General features: G+C 66.4%; 15 protein-coding genes. 2 read left to right on the forward strand and 13 right to left on the reverse strand.

Annotated features, from left to right (window positions below; all coding sequences use genetic code 11):
* Nucleotides 1-17 precede the first annotated feature (17 nt).
* The 6 genes from AC1DFU_RS23805 to AC1DFU_RS23830 form a co-directional block, all read right to left on the reverse strand.
* Nucleotides 18-287, reverse strand: coding sequence for a phosphopantetheine-binding protein (locus tag AC1DFU_RS23805; RefSeq protein ID WP_092299792.1), 270 nt, complete (start codon nt 285-287; stop codon nt 18-20).
* A complete protein-coding gene (locus tag AC1DFU_RS23810; RefSeq protein WP_092299789.1) occupies nt 274-1,050 on the reverse strand; it encodes a lysophospholipid acyltransferase family protein in 777 nt (258 codons plus the stop codon). Before AC1DFU_RS23810 ends, AC1DFU_RS23805 begins: the two co-directional genes overlap by 14 nt.
* A complete protein-coding gene (locus tag AC1DFU_RS23815; RefSeq protein ID WP_441593457.1) occupies nt 1,043-1,801 on the reverse strand; it encodes a beta-ketoacyl synthase chain length factor in 759 nt (252 codons plus the stop codon). Before AC1DFU_RS23815 ends, AC1DFU_RS23810 begins: the two co-directional genes overlap by 8 nt.
* A gap of 459 nt (nt 1,802-2,260) precedes the next feature.
* Nucleotides 2,261-3,541, reverse strand: coding sequence for a fumarylacetoacetase (fahA, locus tag AC1DFU_RS23820; protein ID WP_092299783.1), 1,281 nt, complete (start codon nt 3,539-3,541; stop codon nt 2,261-2,263).
* Nucleotides 3,542-3,560: 19 nt separating this feature from the next.
* Complete coding sequence (hmgA, locus tag AC1DFU_RS23825) at nt 3,561-4,895, reverse strand: homogentisate 1,2-dioxygenase (protein WP_441593458.1); 1,335 nt, start codon at nt 4,893-4,895, stop codon at nt 3,561-3,563.
* Nucleotides 4,896-5,277: 382 nt separating this feature from the next.
* Complete coding sequence (locus AC1DFU_RS23830) at nt 5,278-5,661, reverse strand: helix-turn-helix domain-containing protein (protein ID WP_092299777.1); 384 nt, start codon at nt 5,659-5,661, stop codon at nt 5,278-5,280.
* A 283-nt stretch (nt 5,662-5,944) separates the two neighbouring features.
* Here AC1DFU_RS23830 and AC1DFU_RS23835 point away from each other — a divergent pair, with 283 nt between their 5' ends.
* Nucleotides 5,945-6,562 carry a TetR/AcrR family transcriptional regulator gene (locus AC1DFU_RS23835; RefSeq protein ID WP_092299774.1) on the forward strand — a complete coding sequence of 206 codons (618 nt, stop codon included), beginning with the start codon at nt 5,945-5,947 and terminating at the stop codon, nt 6,560-6,562.
* Nucleotides 6,563-6,850: 288 nt separating this feature from the next.
* A complete protein-coding gene (locus tag AC1DFU_RS23840; RefSeq protein WP_255370947.1) occupies nt 6,851-7,753 on the forward strand; it encodes an alpha/beta fold hydrolase in 903 nt (300 codons plus the stop codon).
* A gap of 93 nt (nt 7,754-7,846) precedes the next feature.
* Here the strand turns inward: AC1DFU_RS23840 and AC1DFU_RS23845 are convergent, their stop codons facing one another.
* The 7 genes from AC1DFU_RS23845 to oxlT (AC1DFU_RS23875) form a co-directional block, all read right to left on the reverse strand.
* Entirely contained in the window at nt 7,847-8,863 is a 1,017-nt protein-coding gene (locus tag AC1DFU_RS23845) for a zinc-binding alcohol dehydrogenase family protein (protein WP_092299768.1), read from the reverse strand.
* Between the two features lie 108 nt (nt 8,864-8,971).
* A complete protein-coding gene (gene fdhF, locus AC1DFU_RS23850) occupies nt 8,972-11,836 on the reverse strand; it encodes a formate dehydrogenase subunit alpha (protein ID WP_441593459.1) in 2,865 nt (954 codons plus the stop codon).
* Complete coding sequence (locus AC1DFU_RS23855; RefSeq protein ID WP_441593460.1) at nt 11,833-13,572, reverse strand: NADH-ubiquinone oxidoreductase-F iron-sulfur binding region domain-containing protein; 1,740 nt, start codon at nt 13,570-13,572, stop codon at nt 11,833-11,835. The genes fdhF and AC1DFU_RS23855 overlap by 4 nt, the downstream gene beginning before the upstream one ends.
* Before the next feature lie 132 nt (nt 13,573-13,704).
* Nucleotides 13,705-15,024, reverse strand: coding sequence for an oxalate/formate MFS antiporter (gene oxlT, locus AC1DFU_RS23860; protein ID WP_092299759.1), 1,320 nt, complete (start codon nt 15,022-15,024; stop codon nt 13,705-13,707).
* A 514-nt stretch (nt 15,025-15,538) separates the two neighbouring features.
* Nucleotides 15,539-15,751 carry a hypothetical protein gene (locus tag AC1DFU_RS23865; protein ID WP_092299756.1) on the reverse strand — a complete coding sequence of 71 codons (213 nt, stop codon included), beginning with the start codon at nt 15,749-15,751 and terminating at the stop codon, nt 15,539-15,541.
* A 237-nt stretch (nt 15,752-15,988) separates the two neighbouring features.
* Entirely contained in the window at nt 15,989-16,900 is a 912-nt protein-coding gene (locus AC1DFU_RS23870; RefSeq protein ID WP_092299753.1) for a LysR family transcriptional regulator, read from the reverse strand.
* Nucleotides 16,897-18,228, reverse strand: coding sequence for an oxalate/formate MFS antiporter (gene oxlT / locus AC1DFU_RS23875; protein WP_092299750.1), 1,332 nt, complete (start codon nt 18,226-18,228; stop codon nt 16,897-16,899). Before oxlT (AC1DFU_RS23875) ends, AC1DFU_RS23870 begins: the two co-directional genes overlap by 4 nt.
* Nucleotides 18,229-18,292: the final 64 nt, after the last annotated feature.

Here is an 18,292-nt window from a genome sequence, read left to right on the forward strand (position 1 = left end):
TGCGATGACCTCGCGGATCAGGCCGGGGCCTGGCCGCGCTGCGACGCCACGAACGCCGCCAGCGCCGAAACACTGGCAAAGCGCGCGCGGATTTCCTCCTTGTCGCCGTTCATGGTGATGCCGTAGCGCTTCTGCAGCGCCAGGCCCAGTTCCAGTGCGTCGATGGAATCGAGGCCCAGGCCTTCGATGAACAGCGGCGCGGTGGCGTCGATATCGTCAGCCGCCACGTCCTCGAGGGACAGCGACGAGATGATCAGTTCCTTGATTTCTTGCTCAAGCGCCTGCACGGCGGATCTCCCTGGAGAAAAACTCGAATAGTGATTGGGTCAGGTGGCGCACGGCCATGGCGTCGTCGGTGCCCGGCGCCACCCACTGCGCGGGTGGCACGTCTGGGTGCACGTCGATGACGAAGCGCGGGCGCCGCACCGGCACGTGGTACCACTTCTCGCCCTTGGTCAGCGTGGGCGGTTCGCAGCGGATGACCACCGGGGTCAGCGCAAAGCCGCCGCGTACGGCCACGTTGGCCGCGCCGCGCTGGAGTTGCAGCGGCTGGCCCGGGCGCGTGCGCGTGCCTTCCGGAAAGATGATCAGGTTGTTGCCGGCCCGCAGCGAGGCGATGCAGTCGTCGACCATCGCCGCGCCACTGTCGTTCTGCACCCAGCCGGTGGCCAGCACCGGGCCGCGCGTGAACGGGTTGCGTGCCAGGCCGGACTTCACCACGCAGTCGGCGCGGCGCGTCAGCGCCATCAGGAACACCACGTCGATCAGCGACGGATGGTTCGCCACCACCAGCATCCCCTCGCGTTGCAGCCGTTCTGGATGGCGGATTTCGTAGCCGATGACGCCGACGCTGCGCATCAGCCAGAGGAACAGCCGGAAGGCATGGTGGATGACATCGCGGCACACGCGCTGGCGCGTCTGGGTGGACCACGGCAGCAGCGCCAGCGCCGGGAACACCAGCACGCGCAGCAGCAGGCCGCCCACGCCGAAGCTCGAGAAGCAGAAGCCGGTGGCGCACACGCGCCAGGCGCGGTCGAGGCGTTCAACCATGGCGCTGCCACCTCCAGACCGCGCGTTCGCCACGGTGGCACAGCTCGGCGTCGCCGGTCAGCATGAATCGCAGCACATCCAGCGCGTGCGGCAGCACCGGATGGGCGGTGTCGGGGTCCGACGCCTCGCGCACATGGTCGATGTCGAGCCGGAACACCGGCTCGCCCGGGCGCGGCTTGCCGATGCGCCAGGCCCAGCCGAACAGGCAGCCGGGCTCATCGGCGAACTCGGCATAGGCTTCGGGCAGCGGCGCGTCATAGCAGACCAGCAGCACCTCGTCCGCCCCATCGGCCAGCAGCGCGCAGGCTTCGAAGGCGGCCGTCTCCACGGTATCGCGGCCAGCCGCCACGGCCTGGAGGTTGGAGGCGTCTCCCCGGTCGATCGTAAACATCGCACCAATGGCGTTGTGGACAGAGAGGCCGAACGCGGTGGGCGACAGTGGTTCGCCGGCTGCCAGTTCGCTGAGCATGTCGAAGGCGCGGCGGGTGTCGCCGTGGCGCGAGGCAAACACGGCCGGCGGGGCCGGCGCGGCGGGGGCCCCGTCGGGCGGGAGGGTGTCGTAGGCGGGATGCAGCGCCGCGCGGCCGATGGCATTGACGCGTCGGCGCAACATCGGGGCCATGGCCGAGAGCGCCGGCAGGTCCGATCCCTCGGGCAGCCATGGCGCAAGACTCCACGCCTGCCAGGCTTCCGGGGATTGCAGTGCCGGCGCACAGGCCGCCCATGCGCGAATTCCGAATTCAATTGCCATGCCGTGCGCGTTGGGTGGAATGTGAGCCCCGCGTCCCCCGCCGTGCCTGGGGCAACGTTGGCCACGCGCGTGTGCGCAGGCCCGCGCGCGACCATCGCACCGGGGAACAGATTCCGTTTTTCCCTGAAATTAGAAGCAAAATCCGAGGATTTCGCCGAAATTAGTTATCGACACCCCGATTTCGCATATACCGCGCTAACGGCGGGTTTCGGCCAAACACTGAGCCGCCCAGTCGAGGGGTGTCCGTGGAGCGTGCTCCGGGCGGTCATCGCGGCAAACTACCGAAATGTTTCAACCCGGCGAACTTCGCCACACTTTTTTTGTCAGGGGCGAATTCTCGCATAAAGCGGCACCCGTAGGAATGGCGCAACAGTAACGGTCCTTCGCAAATGTAACGAGGGCGGGCGCGGCTTTTCAGCCGCCCCGCCCTGTGCTGGGACGCCCCGGAGGACGTGTCGATCAGGCCGCCGGCAGGATCTTCCCCGTGACCTCGCCAAAGCCGACCCGGTAGCCATCGCCCTGGCACCAACCGGTCATGGTCACCGTGTCGCCATCCTCGAGGAAACCACGCTGCACGCCGCCGCTCAGCGCCACCGGTTCGGCGCCATTGCGCGTGGTCTCCAGCAGGCTGCCGCACGAATCGGGCGTGGTGCCGCTGATCGTGCCCGAGCCCATCAGGTCGCCGACGCGCACATTGCAGCCAGACACCGTGTGGTGCGCCAGTTGCTGCGCCATGGTCCAGTACATCGCCTTGAAATTGGTGCGGCAGACCGTGCTGGGCGCCGCGCCAGCCGGTTGCAGCGCGATTTCGAGCGCGATGTCGTAGGCGTTGCGGCCCTGCTGCTGCAGATACGACAGCGGTTCGGGCGACTGTGCCGGATTGTCACGGCGGAAGGGCTCGAGCGCCTCCATCGTCACCACCCACGGCGAGATCGACGTCCCGAACGACTTGCTGTTGAACGGCCCGAGCGGCACGTATTCCCACTGCTGGATATCGCGCGCGCTCCAGTCGTTGAGGATGACCATGCCGAACATGTGCGCGGGGGCATCCCCCGTGCTGACCGGCTCGCCCAGCGCCGACGGCTTGCCGACGATGAACCCCATCTCCAGCTCATAGTCGAGCTTGCGGCACGGGCCGAAGGTCGGGCGCGCCTCGTTCGGCAGCTTGGTCTGGCCGTTCGGGCGACGCAGCGCGGTGCCACTAACCACCACCGAGCTGGCGCGGCCGTTGTAGCCGATTGGGATTTCGAGCCAGTTCGGCAGCAGCGCGTTTTCCGGGTCGCGGAACATGCGGCCGACGTTGGTCGCGTGCTCGCGCGACGAATAGAAATCGGTGTAGCCAGGGATCTCGACCGGCAGGTGCAGCGTCACGCCGGCCATCGGCAACAAAGCCTTGGCGCGCAGCGCCGCGTGATCGCGCAGCGCGGCGTCTTCGCCGGAGAGCAGCGCCGTCAGCCGGGCGCGGGTGGCCTGCCACAGGGGCTGGCCCAGCGCGATAAAGCGGTTGAGGCTGGCCGAGGCAAACGCGCCCTTGGCCGCCGCCGGCAGCAGGCCGGCATCGTCGAGCGCGACGAGGTCCAGCACCTGGTCGCCAATCGCCACACCCACGCGCGGGGCCTGGCCGTTTGCCGAAAACAGGCCGTATGGCAGGTTCTGGATCGGGAAATGGGTCTGGCCGTCGTTGGCCGATTCGACCCAGCTGGTGGCACGCGTTTGGGTGCCGGTTTGGGGGGCAGTCATCTTGGGAATCTTCCGGAAATCAGCGCACGTTCGGGTTGAAATGCTTCTTCAGGCCTTGCCAGCAGGTGTAGTAGTCATGCTGGAGCAGCGCCGACTGGGCCGCGTACGGCGTCGGGCGGATCACGCCCGGCGTCTCGAACATGAACGCCATGGTGTCGGTGATGTGGTGCGGCTGGCTCGTGTCAGCCCCCGAGGCGCGCTCAAAGGTTTCCGCATCGGGGCCATGGCCGCTCATGCAGTTGTGCAGGCTGGCGCCACCCGGTGCAAAGCCCTCGGCCTTGGCATCGTAAACGCCCGAAATCAGGCCCATGAACTCGCTCGCCACGTTGCGGTGGAACCAGGGCGGACGGAACGTGTTCTGCGCGGGCAGCCAGCGCGGGCCGAAGATCACGAAGTCGATGGTGTCCACGCCCGGCGTGTCCGACGGGGACTGCAGCACGAGGAAAATCGACGGATCCGGATGGTCGTAGCTGATCGATCCGATCGTGTTGAAACGGCGCAGATCGTACTTGTACGGCGCGTAATTGCCATGCCACGCGACCACATCGAGCGGCGAATGGTCGATCTCGGCCTGCCAGAGATTGCCCTGGAACTTGGCGACGAGTTCGAACTTGCCCTCGCGGTCTTCGTAGCTCGCCACCGGCGTCAGGAAGTCACGCGGATTGGCCAGCCCGTTCGAGCCGATCACGCCGAGGTCCGGCAGCTTGAACAGCGCGCCGTAGTTCTCGCAGATATAGCCGCGCGCGGTGCCGTCCGGCAGGTCCACGCGGAAGCGCACGCCGCGCGGAATCACGACGATCTCCTGCGGCTCCACCGCCAGCCGGCCCATTTCCGTCGACAACAGCAGACGGCCCTGTTGCGGGACGATCAGCATCTCGCCATCGGCGTTGTAGAAGAAGCGGTCCTGCATCGACTGGTTGGCCAGGTACAGGTGGATGCCGCAGCCCGTCATCGCTTCGGGGCAGCCATTGCCGGCCATCGTCACGATGCCGTCGATAAAGTCGGTCGGCGCGGTCGGCATCGCCGGCGGGCTCCAGCGCAGCTGGTTCGGCGACGGCGGCACCTCGTCGAAACGGCTCAGCCAGCGGCCCGGCTCCAGGCGGCTGAACGGCTGATGCATGGCGGCCGGGCGGATGCGGTACAGCCACGCGCGCCGGTTGTGAGCGCGCGGCGCGGTGAAGGCGGTGCCCGAGATCTGCTCGGCGTACAGGCCATATGGCACGCGCTGGGGCGAGTTCTGGCCCACTGGCAGCGCGCCGGGCAGTGCCTCGGTGGCGAATTCGTTGGCGAAGCCGGACAGATAGCCGGCCACCGAGACGTCCGCCATGGCTTCGTTCAGTTGAGTCTGGGTCATGAAGTCTCCTCTCGTGCCCCGGATCGTATTCGTCGTCCGACAAATTACGAATTGTGAAATCAATTTCTCATATCGTAATGACGACGGATGGACGTGTCAAACCGGGAACGACCCTAAGTCGGTCCTAGGACGACAATAGGCGACCCGGCGGCCGGTTACAGCACTGCCGATGGAAAAGGCGAAGCGGAAATCAGAAGACGCGCAGCGAGATGTGCACGAAAAAGCACGCGGCGCAATGGCAGCGGCTGGGGATCGCGGGCGCGATCGGCATGAAGGACCGGGCATTGCCAGCGCGGCAGATTAGCCGCGCCGGAAATGCCCGGTGGTCTTGCTATCCGCAGACCATGTGGGCGGGTGCCCCCAGGCCCGTGGACTGGCGGTGTTACATGGGCTTGTGGCCCTCCCCGGTGCTGGGTCCGGAACCGAACCCGCCCTGCCCCTGCGGCGCTGCCGCGGGAGCCGAGCCGGCCGGCTGGCCGGCCATCGAGGCTGCTGTAACGCCGCCATTGCGGCTGGCGATGAATGCGTTGACGTCGGCTGCCAGATGCTGCGGGGCCAGCACCACTTCCAGCCCCAGCGCCTCACAGGCCGCCAGGAACGTGGACATGCGTGGATCGGCTTGCCCCGATTCGGCCCGAAGATAGGCTTCCCGGGAAATTCCCGCCTTACGGGCGACGTCCTCCTGCTTGAGCTTGCGCGCACGACGCAACGCCCGCAGTTGCCGGAACGGTTCGCTAGCGCCTCTTGGCACGGCTGTACTGTTCATGTCGGTCTCCAGTCACCAGTGAAAAAAAAGTGCGCGGACGTGCATTCGAGTATAGAGCACGTAAAGCGTTCCGTAAGGTCATGTTTGGAACACTTTTACAGATTTCTTATGATGGCTTGATCTCGCCCACCGGAACCTCCTCCAAAAGGCGGATACAGCACAACTTCCTCTCCCCGCCTCCTCATAACGACAACGCACGCTTTGCGTTGACGTCACTTCAGTATCAACGATGTGTGGAATAAGGCAAGTTGACAAACCGACCGGTCGTGCTATTCTCAACCTCATGCAAAAAGGCCAGCTCACCCGTACCGCGATCATCGAACAGGCACTCGCTTCCGCCGCGCGCGTGGGGTTCGAGCAGCTTTCGCTCGCCACGCTGGCCGCGGACACGAATATGTCGAAGAGCGGGCTCTACGCGCACTTCCGCTCGAAAGAGGCGCTGCAGGAGGCCGTGCTCGAGCGCGCGGCGGAGCGTTTCAACGATGTCGTCGTACGTCCGGCGATGCGCCAGCCGCGCGGCGCACGCCGCCTGCAGGCGCTGTTCGACGGCTATATGGACTGGCTAGGTGCCACGGTGACGGAGGGGCGCTGCCTGTTCATGGCGCTCTCCCAGGAGTACCGCGACAAGCCTGGCGTCATTCGTGACAGGGTCGTGCAGGCCTTCAAGGACTGGCACAGCACCATCTGCCGCGTGATTACCGACGCGATGGACGAAGGCGATCTCCGGACCGATGTGGACCCGCGCCAGTTTGCGTTCGAGATGGCCGGAATTGGTATGTCGTTCCAGACATCGTTCAAGTTGATGGCGCGCAGCGATGCCGAGGCGATGGCCCGGCGCGCGTTCGCCCGGCTGCTCGACGACGCCCGAACCACGCGGGAAACCGCCCCGGCCGACGCCTGAAACGGCTCGCCGGCGGCTTCACACCACGGCGTTCCCGGGCACGAACGCAGTGTGTCAGACGGCATTTTCATCGTCATTTATTGCCCGAAAAATAGCACGACTGGTCGGTCGTGAATCATAAAAAAACAGGCGGGAAGCCAGCGAAGCTGGCCGATTTCGCCGGCAAGCCATCGGTTGGAGGTGTTAGCCGTGCCGCAAGTGCTGTTTTCCTCATCCACGCCACGCGCCGCTGGGTCACATCATGTGACGCATGCGGAACCCGTTTCCACCGTCCGCAGGGGGCCGCCCGTGTGGCTCAGACTGCGGTGGCAGGCTGCGAGCCTCCTCCATCCGGGGGGCACCGCCCGCGCGCTGGAGCGCCTATGGTTCACGCCACCCCGCGCCAAGTCGAGCCCGGATGCACTGCGCCTGATCGATGCCGCGCGCAGCGAATGGGCACTGGTCACCGGCCAGGGCATCAGCCGGCGTGTGCGCGTCTACCGCTGGGGCACCGAAGGGCCGGTGGTCCTGCTGGCCCATGGCTGGGGCGGTCATGCCGGCCAGTGGCACGCACTGGTCCATGCGCTGCTGGGCGCCGGGATGCGCGTGGTGGCGTTTGATGCGCTATCTCACGGGGCCTCCGACGCCGGCGCACGCGGGCCGAACCAGACCTCCTTGCTGGAGATGGCACGCTCGCTGCTGGCCGCGGCCTGGCAGGTCGGGCCAGTCCATGCAGTGGTCGGCCATTCGCTGGGCGGTGCCGCCGCCGCGCAGGCGATACGCGAAGGCTTGCCGGTGCGCGGCGCGGTGATGATCGGCTCGCCCGCTGATATGGGCGAATCCTGCGCCGCCCTCGCCTGGCAGCTCGGCATTGCGCCGGGCATCCTCGCGCGTATGCGGCAACAGAGCGAACAGTGGCTCGGCACGTCCTGGGCGACGTTCAACGTGCCCGATGTGGGGCGCACGCGGCCGGTGCCGCCGGCGCTGGTAATCCATGACCGCGACGACAAGGAAGTGCGCTGGGAAGACGGCGCCGCCATCGCAGGCGCGTGGCCGGCGGCGCAGCTGGTGACCACGACCGGACTCGGCCATCGGCGCATCCTGCAGGACAAGGCCGTGGCGACCGAAGTGGTCAGTTTCGTGGCGGGACTGGTTGGGGAGAACCCAGTGCGAAGCCTCGCGCGCGCGGTCGCCGCTCGTCCTCTCAGCTAACCCCCTTCTATATAGACAATAAGGGCCGGGTGCTGCGTCAGCAGCCCCGGCCCTCGTTTATGGCGCGCCCGCGACTTGGCGGTTAATTGCAGATTAGAACCCGGACAGCACCAGCTTGCCGATAGTCTGGCCACCTTCGAGCTGCGCGTGGGCGCGGCGCAGGTTGGCCGCGTTGATCGTGCCCAGGTTCTCGCCCACCGTGGTTTGCAGGCGTCCCGCATCGATCAGCCGTGCCACCTCGTTGAGCAGGCGGTGCTGCGCGATCATGTCCGGCGTGCCGAACATCGCACGGGTGAACATGAACTCCCAGACGAAGGTCGCGCTCTTGCTCTTCAGCGCGCCAACCGGCAGTTCGCTCGCGTTCTCGACGATCGAGCAGATCTTGCCCTGCGGCGCGATGGCTTCGGCCATCGCCGGGAAATGGCGATCGGTGTCGTTGAAGCAGAGGATGTAATCCACCGCGTCAAACCCAAGCTTGCGCAGTTGCGCGGGGATGTCGGCACGATGGTCGATGATATGGTCGGCACCCAGGCGGCGGCACCAGGCTTCCGATTCCGGCCGCGAGGCCGTGGCGATGACCGTCAGCCCGCCCAGCACCTTGGCCAGCTGGATGCCGATGGAGCCCACGCCCCCTGCCCCGCCGATAATCAGCACCGAACGGCCGGCATCGTCTCCCTTCGGCGAGACACCCAGGCGATCGAACAGCGCCTCCCAGGCGGTGATGGCCGTCAGGGGCAGCGCGGCGGCGTTGGGGAAGTCCAGCGATGCTGGCTTATGGCCGACGATGCGCTCATCGACGAGGTGAAATTCGCTGTTGGCGCCGGGCCGCGTGATGCTGCCCGCATAGAAGACCGGGTCGCCGACCTTGAACAGCGTCACGTCAGGGCCCACGGCGGCCACGGTGCCGGCGGCATCCCAGCCGAGCACGCGCGGGGCATCTTCAACCTTGTCCTTGGGCGCGCGGACCTTGGTGTCCACCGGGTTCACGGCGATCGCCTCCACCTTGACCAGCAGGTCGTGGCCCGAAGCGGCGGGCTTGTCGATTGCCACATCCACCAGCGCTTGGGGGTCGCTGATCGGCAGGTAACGGGTCAGTCCAATGGCTTTCATTGCAGGCATCCTTTCCAACGTATCGAGGGGATGCCTGCATCCTAACCGTTTCGGATTGCCCTGATTAGCCAGATGAATCCGCAATCACTTTCACGAATTTTCGGAAAATCATCCGGGCAAGGCCAATGCACCGGCCAGCGAATCCAGGATTTGCCCACCGCCGAAGCTCAGTTGCTCGGGCACGGCGCCGCCCAGCGTCATCCGGATCGCGCAGTACTTGAACTCCGGAATCTTGCCGAACGGGTCGAGCACCGGGTTGGTCAGCTTGTTGATGGCCGCCTCGTAATAGCAGAACGGCACGAACACGGCGCCGCGCGGGGTGCCATCGTCGGCGCGCGCGTAGAGCATCACCTGGCCGCGCCGGGACGCCAGCGTGACCACGTCGCCGGGCTTGCCGCCGAGCGCCGCCAGATCGAGCGGATGGACCAGCGCCACCGGATCCGGCTCGATGGCGTCGAGCACGCCGGCGCGGCGCGTCATGCTGCCCGTATGCCAGTGTTCGAGCTGTCGGCCCGTGATCAGGACCGTCGGATATTCCTGATCCGGACGCTCCGCCGCCGGGATGATGTCTGCCGGCACGAATCGCCCGCGTCCGCTTACGGTCGGGAACGTGTCGGTAAAGATCACCGGCTCGCCTGGATCTCCCTCCGTCTTGCAGGGATAGGTCACCGCATGCTCGCGCTGGAGTCGCGCCCACGTCATGCCGCCGATGCTCGGCATCGCGTGTCGCATTTCGTCGAAAACCAAGGCCACGGGCGCCGCATCGCGGGTGGCATGTCCATAGTCCCAGGGCAGCCCGAGCCGCGCAGCCAGTTCGCACAGAATCCACAGGTCCTGACGCGCCTGCCCGGGCGGGTCGATGGCCTGCCGGCCAAGCTGCACGGTGCGATCCGTATTGGTAAACGTGCCGGTCTTCTCGGGGAAGGCCGAGGCGGGCAGCACCACATCGGCCAGGCAGGCGGTCTCGGTGAGGAAGATGTCCTGCACCACCAGATGGTCGAGCGCGGCCAGCGCCTCGCGCGCGTGCTGGGCGTCCGGGTCGGACATCGCCGGGTTCTCGCCCATGATGTACATGCCGCGCACGGTACCCGCTTCGATAGCCTGCATGACCTCCACCACGGTCAGGCCCGGCTGCTTGTCCAGCGGCATGCCCCACAGCGCCTCGAAGGCGGCATTGGCGGCGGGGTCATCCACGCGCCGGTAGTCCGGGAACATCATCGGGATCAGCCCCGCGTCGGACGCGCCCTGCACGTTGTTCTGCCCGCGCAGCGGATGCAAACCCGTGCCCGGCCGGCCGATCTGGCCCGTCATCAGCGCCAGCGCGATCAGGCAGCGCGCGTTATCGGTGCCATGCACGTGTTGGGACACACCCATGCCCCACAGGATCATCGATCCCTTCGAGGTGGCATAGAGCCGGGCCACCTCGCGGATGGTTTCCGCGTCGATGCCACAGACCGGGGCCATGACTTCGGGGCTGTACGGGGCCACATTGGCCGCCAGCGCCTCGTAGCCGGCCGTGCGCGAGGCAATGAATTCGGGATCGACAAGTCCTTCCTCCACAATCACATGCATCATCGCGTTCAGCAGCGCCACGTCCGTATCGGCCTGGAACTGGAGGAAACGGTGCGCAAAGCGCGCCAGATCCGATCGGCGAGGATCGGCGACGATCAGCTTCGTACCGTTGCGCACCGCATTCTTGATCCAGGTGGCCGCCACCGGATGGTTGACCGTGGGATTGGCGCCGATCAGCAGCACCACCTCGGCCTTGCCGACATCCATCACCGGATTGGACACCGCGCCCGAGCCGATCCCTTCGAGCAGCGCCGCCACCGATGAGGCATGGCACAACCGCGTGCAGTGATCGACGTTATTGCTGCCAAACCCGGTCCGCACGAGCTTCTGGAACAGATAGGCTTCCTCGTTGCTGCCCTTGGCCGAGCCAAACCCCGCCAGTGCGCGGCCACCCAGCGTGTCCCGGATGCGCGCAAGCCCGCCGGCGGCCAGCGCCAGCGCCTCTTCCCAGGTGGCTTCCCGGAATACCTCCATGACGCGATCGGGATCCAGCACGATGTCGCCGGATTTCGCCACGCCTTCGCGCCGCACCAGCGGCACCGTCAGCCGGTGCGGATGCTGGGCGTAGTCGAAGCCGTAGCGCCCCTTCACGCAGAGCCGATTGTGGTTCGCCGGGCCATCACGCCCTTCCACGAACAAAATGCGGTTGTCCTTGACGTGGTACGTGAGCTGGCAGCCCACGCCGCAATACGGGCAGACCGAATCCACCTCGCGGTCGGGCACCGCCAGCGCCACGTTGCGTGCCGGCATCAGCGCGCCGGTCGGGCAGGCCTGCACGCACTCGCCACAGGCCACGCAGGTGCTGACGCCCATCGGATCGGCCATATCGAAGACGATGCGCGCATGATCGCCGCGAAATGCCAGCCCGATCACGTCATTGGCCTGTTCGTCGCGGCAGGCACGCACGCAGCGCGTGCACTGGATGCAGGCGTCGAGGTTGACGGCGATGGCTGGGTGCGACAGGTCGGCCGGCACCGCCTCGCGCGGGGCGAAGCGTGGCTTGCCGACTTCGAGCCGGGCCGACCACTGATCGAGTTCACTATGGCGCGTGTACGCGGTCTCCGGCATGTCGGACTGGAGCAGTTCCAGCACCATGCGCTGCGCGCGGCGGGCACGCTCGGAGTCCGTGTGCACCGTCATGCCATTGGCCGGCGCGCGGCAGCACGACGGCGCCAGCACGCGTTCCCCATCGATCTCCACCATACAGGCGCGGCAGTTGCCGGCCGTATCGAGCCCATCCTTGTAGCAAAGATGCGGAATCTCGATGCCTTCCCGACGCGCCACCTGCAGCAGCGACTCCCCGGGGCGGGCGGTCACGTCCCGGCCATCGAGCCGGAAGGTGACCTCGGTATCGGACGACGCCTGAACGAGCGCGACTTCAGCGCGGGTCAGTGCATTCATGGCTGGCCCTCCGGAGCGACGGATGTGAGTTCATGCGGGAAGTAGCGGATCACACAATCGACGGGATTCGGCGCGGCCTGCCCCAGCCCGCAGATCGACGCGTCACGCATCACGGCGGACAGGTCGGCCAGCGCGGCCAGGTCCCACGCCGCTGCCGGCTGCCGGATCAGGTCGAGCGCCTTGGCCGTGCCCACACGGCACGGCGTGCACTGCCCGCAGGACTCGTCGCGGAAGAAGTGCATCAGATTGCGCGCGGCATCGACGGCCCGGTCGTGGTCGGACAGCACCACGATAGCCGCCGAGCCGATAAAGCAGCCATGTGGCTGCAAGGTGTCGAAATCGAGCGGAATATCGCCCATCGCCGCCGGCAGGATGCCGCCGGACGCCCCGCCCGGCAGGTAGCCGTAGAAGGCGTGGCCGTCCAGCATGCCGCCGCAGTATTCGTCGATCAGCTCGCGCACGGTGATGCCAGCCGGCGCCAGATGCACGCCGGGATGCCGCACCCGGCCGGACACGGAGAACGAGCGCAGCCCCTTGCGACCATGCCGGCCCTGCCCCGCGAACCACTCCGGGCCGCGCTCCACGATCTCGCGCACCCAGTACAGGGTCTCGAAGTTGTGCTCGAGCGTGGGCCGGTCGAACAGCCCGACCTGCGCCACATAGGGCGGACGCAGCCGGGGCATGCCACGCTTGCCCTCGATCGATTCGATCATGGCCGACTCTTCGCCGCAGATATACGCGCCGGCGCCCCGCCGCAGGTGGATCTCGGGCAGGCCGGGCACGGGCGGCGCGGCGCGCAATTGCGCCAGCGCCTCGGTCAGCACGGCACGGCAGCCCGCGTACTCATCGCGCAGGTAGATATAGATGGCGGCCACGCCGGTCACGCGTGCGGCCACCAGCATCCCCTCCAGGAAGCGGTGGGGATCGCGCTCCAGGTAGACGCGGTCCTTGAACGTGCCCGGCTCGCCTTCGTCGATATTGACGGCCATCAGGCGCGGCGCCGGCTCAGCCCGGACGATGCGCCATTTGCGGCCGGTGGGAAAGCCCGCCCCGCCCAGCCCGCGCAGGCCCGAGTTCTCCATCACGGCGATCAGCGCATCCGCATTGGTATCGCCCTGCTCCAGCGCCTGCAACAGGCGATAGCCACCCTGGGCGCGATAGTCGTCATAGCCGAGGTAGGGTTGGGGGTCATCGCGCACCGTGCCGGCCGTCACGCAGGCCTGGACGGCAGCAGGCGTGGCGGCATCCACGGGATGCTGGCCTACCAGCACGGCCGGCGCCCGTTCGCAGCGGCCGATGCAGGGCGCGGCCAGCACGCGGACATCGGTGCCGAGCAACGCCGGCAGGCGTTCCAGCAGCGCGGACGCGCCGGCCATCTCGCAGGCGATGCCCTCGCAGACGCGCACGGTCAGCGCCGCCGGGGCGGTGATATGGCCATCGGCGTCCTCTCGGACAATATCGAAATGGTGATAGAAGCTGGCCACCTCGAAGACTTCGGTCTGGGCCATGCGCATTTCCTGCGCCAGCGCGGCCAGATGGGGGGTGGCCAGTTGGCCGTAGTGGTCCTGGATGGCGTGCAGATGCTCGATCAGCAGATCGCGGCGGCGTGGGGCATCGCCCAGCAGCTGGCGCACCTCGGACAGTGCCGCCGGATCCACCTGCCGGCCCTTGGGCTGGCGGCGCTTCCGCTCGCGTCCCCCGCCCTCCACCACAATCGGAATCACAACCTGGTTCATGGGGAATCCTGTCGGTTGCTGTGTTGCGCGCCGGCTATGCTGCCGGCTGGTCTGATGATACGCCCGGCATCGCCAGACGCACGGGGCCCGCGATGGCGGGCCCCTTCTGTCTAACCCGGCGCTCGGCTCAGGTCAGGTCAGGTCGTCCGGCACGGCCCGATAGCCCATCGGCGGCGCCGAACTATCATTGACGTACTTCCGGGCATGGGCCTCGCGCATCGGCTTGAGCACGAAGATCGCCAGCACCGCCGAGAGCGCCGCCATGCCGGAGGCCAGCATGAACACCGCGTGCCAGTCACCGGTGGCGGCGGTAATCACACTCGAGAACGGTACCAGCAGCGCGGCCGTGCCCTTGGCCGTGTACAGCAGGCCGGCGTTGGTCGCTGCAAACTTGGGGCCGAAGGTGTCGCCACAGGTGGCCGGGAACAGGCTGTAGATCTCGCCCCAGGCGAAGAACACCACGCCGGTCAGAATCACGAACGCCACCGGGTTGTGCCCGTACTTGGACAGCAGCAGGATGCCGACCGCCTCCACCGCGAAGGCCAGGAACATGGTGTTCTCGCGGCCGATGTTATCGGAGATCCAGCCGAAGAACGGCCGGGTCAGCCCGTTCAGCACGCGGTCGATGGTCAGCGCGAAGGTCAGCGCCGGCAGCGTCAGGCCGAGGATGGACACCGGGGAGTCATGGAGCCCGAAGTCCTTGGCGATGGGGCCCAGCTGCGCCGTGGCCATCAGCCCGCCGGCGGCCATCATCACGAACATCGCGTACATCACCCAGAAGATCGGCGAGGACAGCACCTGGCGCGGCGACGCATTATAAGTAGCAGCCGCCTTCAGGGTGCTCTTCACGTCGGAGAGGATCTTGGCCGACGGCGGATAGAGCGCCAGGCCCAGGATCACCACCACGATGCCTTGCCCCAGCCCGAAGGTCAGGAAGGTGCTCTCGTAGCCGCTGGTCTTGATCATGTTGGCGATGGGCACCACGGTCAGCGCGGAGCCCGCGCCGAAACCGGCCGCCGTAATCCCCGCCGCGAGCCCGCGCCGGTTGGGGAACCACTTGAGCGCATTGCCCACGCAGGTGCCATACACCGCGCCGGCCCCGACGCCGCCAATGGCCGCAGCGAAGTACAGCAGCGGCAGCGACGACGCCACCGAGTTCAGCGCCCATGCAATCGCACAGAGCAGGCCGCCGCCCACCACCACCGGGCGCGGGCCGTACTTGTCGACCAGATAGCCCTCGATCGGCACCAGCCACGTTTCCGTGACCACGAAAATCGTAAACGCCACCTGGATGGCCGTGCGGCCCCAGTGGTATTTGTCATCGATCGGATTGACGAACAGGGTCCAGCCGTATTGCATGTTGGCGATCATCGCCATGCAGATAACGCCGAATACGAGCTGCGTCCATGGGGACGCAAATCGTGACGTGGACGCGCTTTGCTGTAGTTCCATGGTGTCTCCTTCTGGCGGTCATCGCCGCCGTTGTGGATGGGCATCTGATTCGATGCCTCTGTGTACCGCTATCGTTTTCTAGATGTTTTCGTAGAGTGGCTCGCCGCTCTAGTGCTATACAGTATGTGGTATATCACCCAAGTCAAGCCGTTTTCAGTGACCAGTTTTTCTACCCGATACGACTCAGACCACCGCCGCCCGGAGCGAGGCTGGCAGTGGTGCGCCGGGCGCATCAAACCATGCCGCGAAACGGCGCTCGGTTCGTTGCCGATCAATGACTTAGCGGACGGCGCCAGATCAATGGCGCGACCTGGCGGCAAGCACCTGGGATGCTGCAATGCGAAGGGAAAAAAGATGTCCTAGGGAAAGTCCTAGGCCTTGGGAAAGGCTGGAAAACGCTGGATCAGGCGGGGGATGAAGCGAGGGGGAACGAAAGATACGGCCGATGAGTACGACGACTGCTGGGAGGGAGTTGCCGGCCGCTACAAGCTCCCTGCCTTCGAACCCAACTGGCTTACGCGTGGGCGAACTGCGGGCGCGCGCCAGCGGCAGGCGTCGCACGGCCGATCCCGTCCACTGCCTGATCCGAGCCGAGGCCGGCAAAGCGGCCATGGTCACCGGCGGTGGTCAGCAGACCCATCGGCAGGCGCGTGGCAATCAGCCAGGTTACGGAAACACCCGAGGCAATCAGACCGAGGGCGATGAGGGAAAGCTGTGCGGCGTGCATGAAAACTCCTGAATGAGGTAGGTCAATGAGTCTTCAGTATATGCTGCACCGCGAGGTCTGTAAATATCCTGTATGTGATATATCAATAGAAGATTGGCACTAAAAACAACAACGCACCCCGTGGGGTGCGTTGTGGATCGCTTCTTGCGAGAACGACTGTCGAATTCGAGGGCAATAGCGCCTTATTCAGCGCAAAAAACGTTGCGGCGCTGCATCAGATGAATCCGATTCACGGCCCTACCCCGCTTTCTTCATCTGGCCCTGTTCGTACTCCTGGCCACGCAGGTTGTCCCACACCGCCGCCGCGTTGGGCTTGAGCGAGCGCGCCTTCCTTCGAACCAGCATCACGTTGTTGTTGACCTGGGGCCGCAAGGGCCGCAGCACGGCCGCGGGCGCCAGACCGGCGGCCTGCGTGCGCGACGGCACCACGCCGATGCCGAGCCCCATCGCCACCATGCCGAAAATCGCCGAGAAATGCCCGAGCAGCTGCAAGGCGCCGGGCCGTACGTGATAGGTGGCCAGCGCGCGCTCCACGGCGGGCTGCACGCCCGAGTTGTGGTCGAGCGAGAGCACCGAGGCATCGGCAAGTTCGCCCCAGCCGAGGGACTCGCGCGCGGCCAGCGGATGCCCGGAGGGCAGCACCGCGTGCAGCGGGTCCATATAGAGCGGTTCGCAATAGAGGTCGTCGCAGGCCACCGGGTTGCTGGCGATGCCGAAGTCCACCTCGCCGCTGCGCACACTTTGCAGCACGCATTCGTGCGAGCGGTCGCGCAGCGTGATGCCGATGCCGGGCCATGCCGTACGGCAGCCGGCCACCCACATCGGCATGGACATCGACGACAAGACCGGATCGGTGGCGATATGCACGGTGCCCTGGCTGGGCTTGCCGGTGCCGTGGCTCTCGCGCAGCGTCTGCTCGACTTCCTCGATCAGATGGCAGATCCGTTGGGACAGATGCTCGCCGGCGTCGGTCAGCTCCACCTGGCGCGTGGTGCGGTCGAACAGCCGCTGGTCGATTTCCTCCTCCAGCTCACGCACGCTACGACTGATGGCCGACTGGGTCAGGCCGAGCTCCGCCGCCGCGCGCGTGAAGCTCTTCTGGCGCGCAACCGCAGCAAAGGCCTTCAGTTGGGGAAGCGAAACATTCATGGTGCCGCTCCTTGTCCTTGCATGGTGGGATGGGTTGCCGCGTGTCCGGTGATGAAGCGCCGGCGCATCGGCTGCAACAGGAACTTGGCGGACAGCCCCGCTGCCACGGTCAGCACGGCCGCCACCGTAAAGACCAGGCTCCATCCACCGCGATGCGACAACACCGAGGCCAGCGGCACCAGCATCGCCGCCGTCCCCTTGGCCGTATAGAGCGTGCCCGCATTGGCTGCGGCGTACTCGCTGCCGAACGTATCGGCACAGAGCGCCGGGAAGATCGAGAAGATCTCGCCCCAGAACAGGAAGGTGAGCGCCGCGAAGAACATGAACCAGTACGGGTTGTGTCCGAACTCCATCAGCCCGATCAGCGACAGCCCTTCGCCGATGAAGATGAAGAACATGGTGTTCTCGCGGCCGATGCGGTCGGAGATCAGGCCGCACAGCGGGCGCGTCAGCCCGTTGCAGAGGTTGTCGATGGACAGCGTCATGGTCAGCAGCGGCAGCGTCATGCCCAGCAGCGTGACCGGCATCGAGGCGAAGCCAAAGTCCTTGGCGATGGGGCCGAGCTGCGCAGTGGCCATGATGCCGCCTGCCGCCACGGCCACGAACGATGCGTAGATCACCCAGAACACCGGCGTGCGCACCATCTGGCCCGGCGTCAGCGCCACGGGGTTGGTCAGGTTGGCCTTGCCGGCGACGAGCCCCTTGGGCGGCTTCGGCTTGACCAGCAACATCGCCAGGATGAAGATCAGCACGCCCTGCAAGATGCCGAACGTGAAGAATGCGTGCTCGTAGCCCGATTTCTGGATCATGTTGGCGATGGGGATCACGGTCAGCGCCGAGCCCGCGCCGAAGCCGGCGGCGGTCAGCCCGGCGGCCAGGCCGCGCTTGTCCGGGAACCACTTCAGCGCGTTGCCCACGCACGTCCCATAGACGCCGCCCGCGCCGATACCGGCCACGACGGCCGCCGCGTAGAGCATCGGCAGCGAGGTGGCGAACGAGTTCATGACCCAGGCTGCTCCGGCGCACAGCGCGCCCACGGCCACCACGGGGCGCGGGCCGAACTTGTCCACGAGCCAGCCCTCTACCGGCACGAGCCAGGTTTCGGTGACGATGAAAATGGAGAAGGCGACCTGGATGGGGGACTCGCCCCAGTGATGACGCGCATTCATGGGCGTCACGAACAGCGTCCAGCCGTACTGGAGGTTCGCCACGAGGCCCATGCAAAGGACGCCGATGAAGAGCTGGAACCAGCGATTGCGGAGCAAGCCGCCCTGCCCGTCCAGATTGCCGTTGCCAAAGGCGGGGCCTGCCGCGTGCGGGTGCGCCATGTCGTGTCTCCTTACATTAGTGTGTCTCGCGCTCTGACGGCGCGACTGGTGGGCAGACCTGCGT

Source organism: Cupriavidus sp. 10L45, from assembly GCF_056395225.1.

Excerpts from the sequence above, each read along its gene's own strand:
- AC1DFU_RS23855 (WP_441593460.1), bottom strand. The coding sequence starts at position 13,572 with ATGAACCAGGTTGTGATTCCGATTGTGGTGGAGGGCGGGGGACGCGAG.
- oxlT (WP_092299759.1), bottom strand. The coding sequence starts at position 15,024 with ATGGAACTACAGCAAAGCGCGTCCACGTCACGATTTGCGTCCCCATGG.
- AC1DFU_RS23835 (WP_092299774.1), top strand. The coding sequence starts at position 5,945 with ATGCAAAAAGGCCAGCTCACCCGTACCGCGATCATCGAACAGGCACTC.
- AC1DFU_RS23845 (WP_092299768.1), bottom strand. The coding sequence starts at position 8,863 with ATGAAAGCCATTGGACTGACCCGTTACCTGCCGATCAGCGACCCCCAA.
- hmgA (WP_441593458.1), bottom strand. The coding sequence starts at position 4,895 with ATGACCCAGACTCAACTGAACGAAGCCATGGCGGACGTCTCGGTGGCC.
- fdhF (WP_441593459.1), bottom strand. The coding sequence starts at position 11,836 with ATGAATGCACTGACCCGCGCTGAAGTCGCGCTCGTTCAGGCGTCGTCC.
- AC1DFU_RS23815 (WP_441593457.1), bottom strand. The coding sequence starts at position 1,801 with ATGGCAATTGAATTCGGAATTCGCGCATGGGCGGCCTGTGCGCCGGCA.
- oxlT (WP_092299750.1), bottom strand. The coding sequence starts at position 18,228 with ATGGCGCACCCGCACGCGGCAGGCCCCGCCTTTGGCAACGGCAATCTG.
- AC1DFU_RS23865 (WP_092299756.1), bottom strand. The coding sequence starts at position 15,751 with ATGCACGCCGCACAGCTTTCCCTCATCGCCCTCGGTCTGATTGCCTCG.
- AC1DFU_RS23830 (WP_092299777.1), bottom strand. The coding sequence starts at position 5,661 with ATGAACAGTACAGCCGTGCCAAGAGGCGCTAGCGAACCGTTCCGGCAA.
- AC1DFU_RS23870 (WP_092299753.1), bottom strand. The coding sequence starts at position 16,900 with ATGAATGTTTCGCTTCCCCAACTGAAGGCCTTTGCTGCGGTTGCGCGC.
- AC1DFU_RS23810 (WP_092299789.1), bottom strand. The coding sequence starts at position 1,050 with ATGGTTGAACGCCTCGACCGCGCCTGGCGCGTGTGCGCCACCGGCTTC.
- fahA (WP_092299783.1), bottom strand. The coding sequence starts at position 3,541 with ATGACTGCCCCCCAAACCGGCACCCAAACGCGTGCCACCAGCTGGGTC.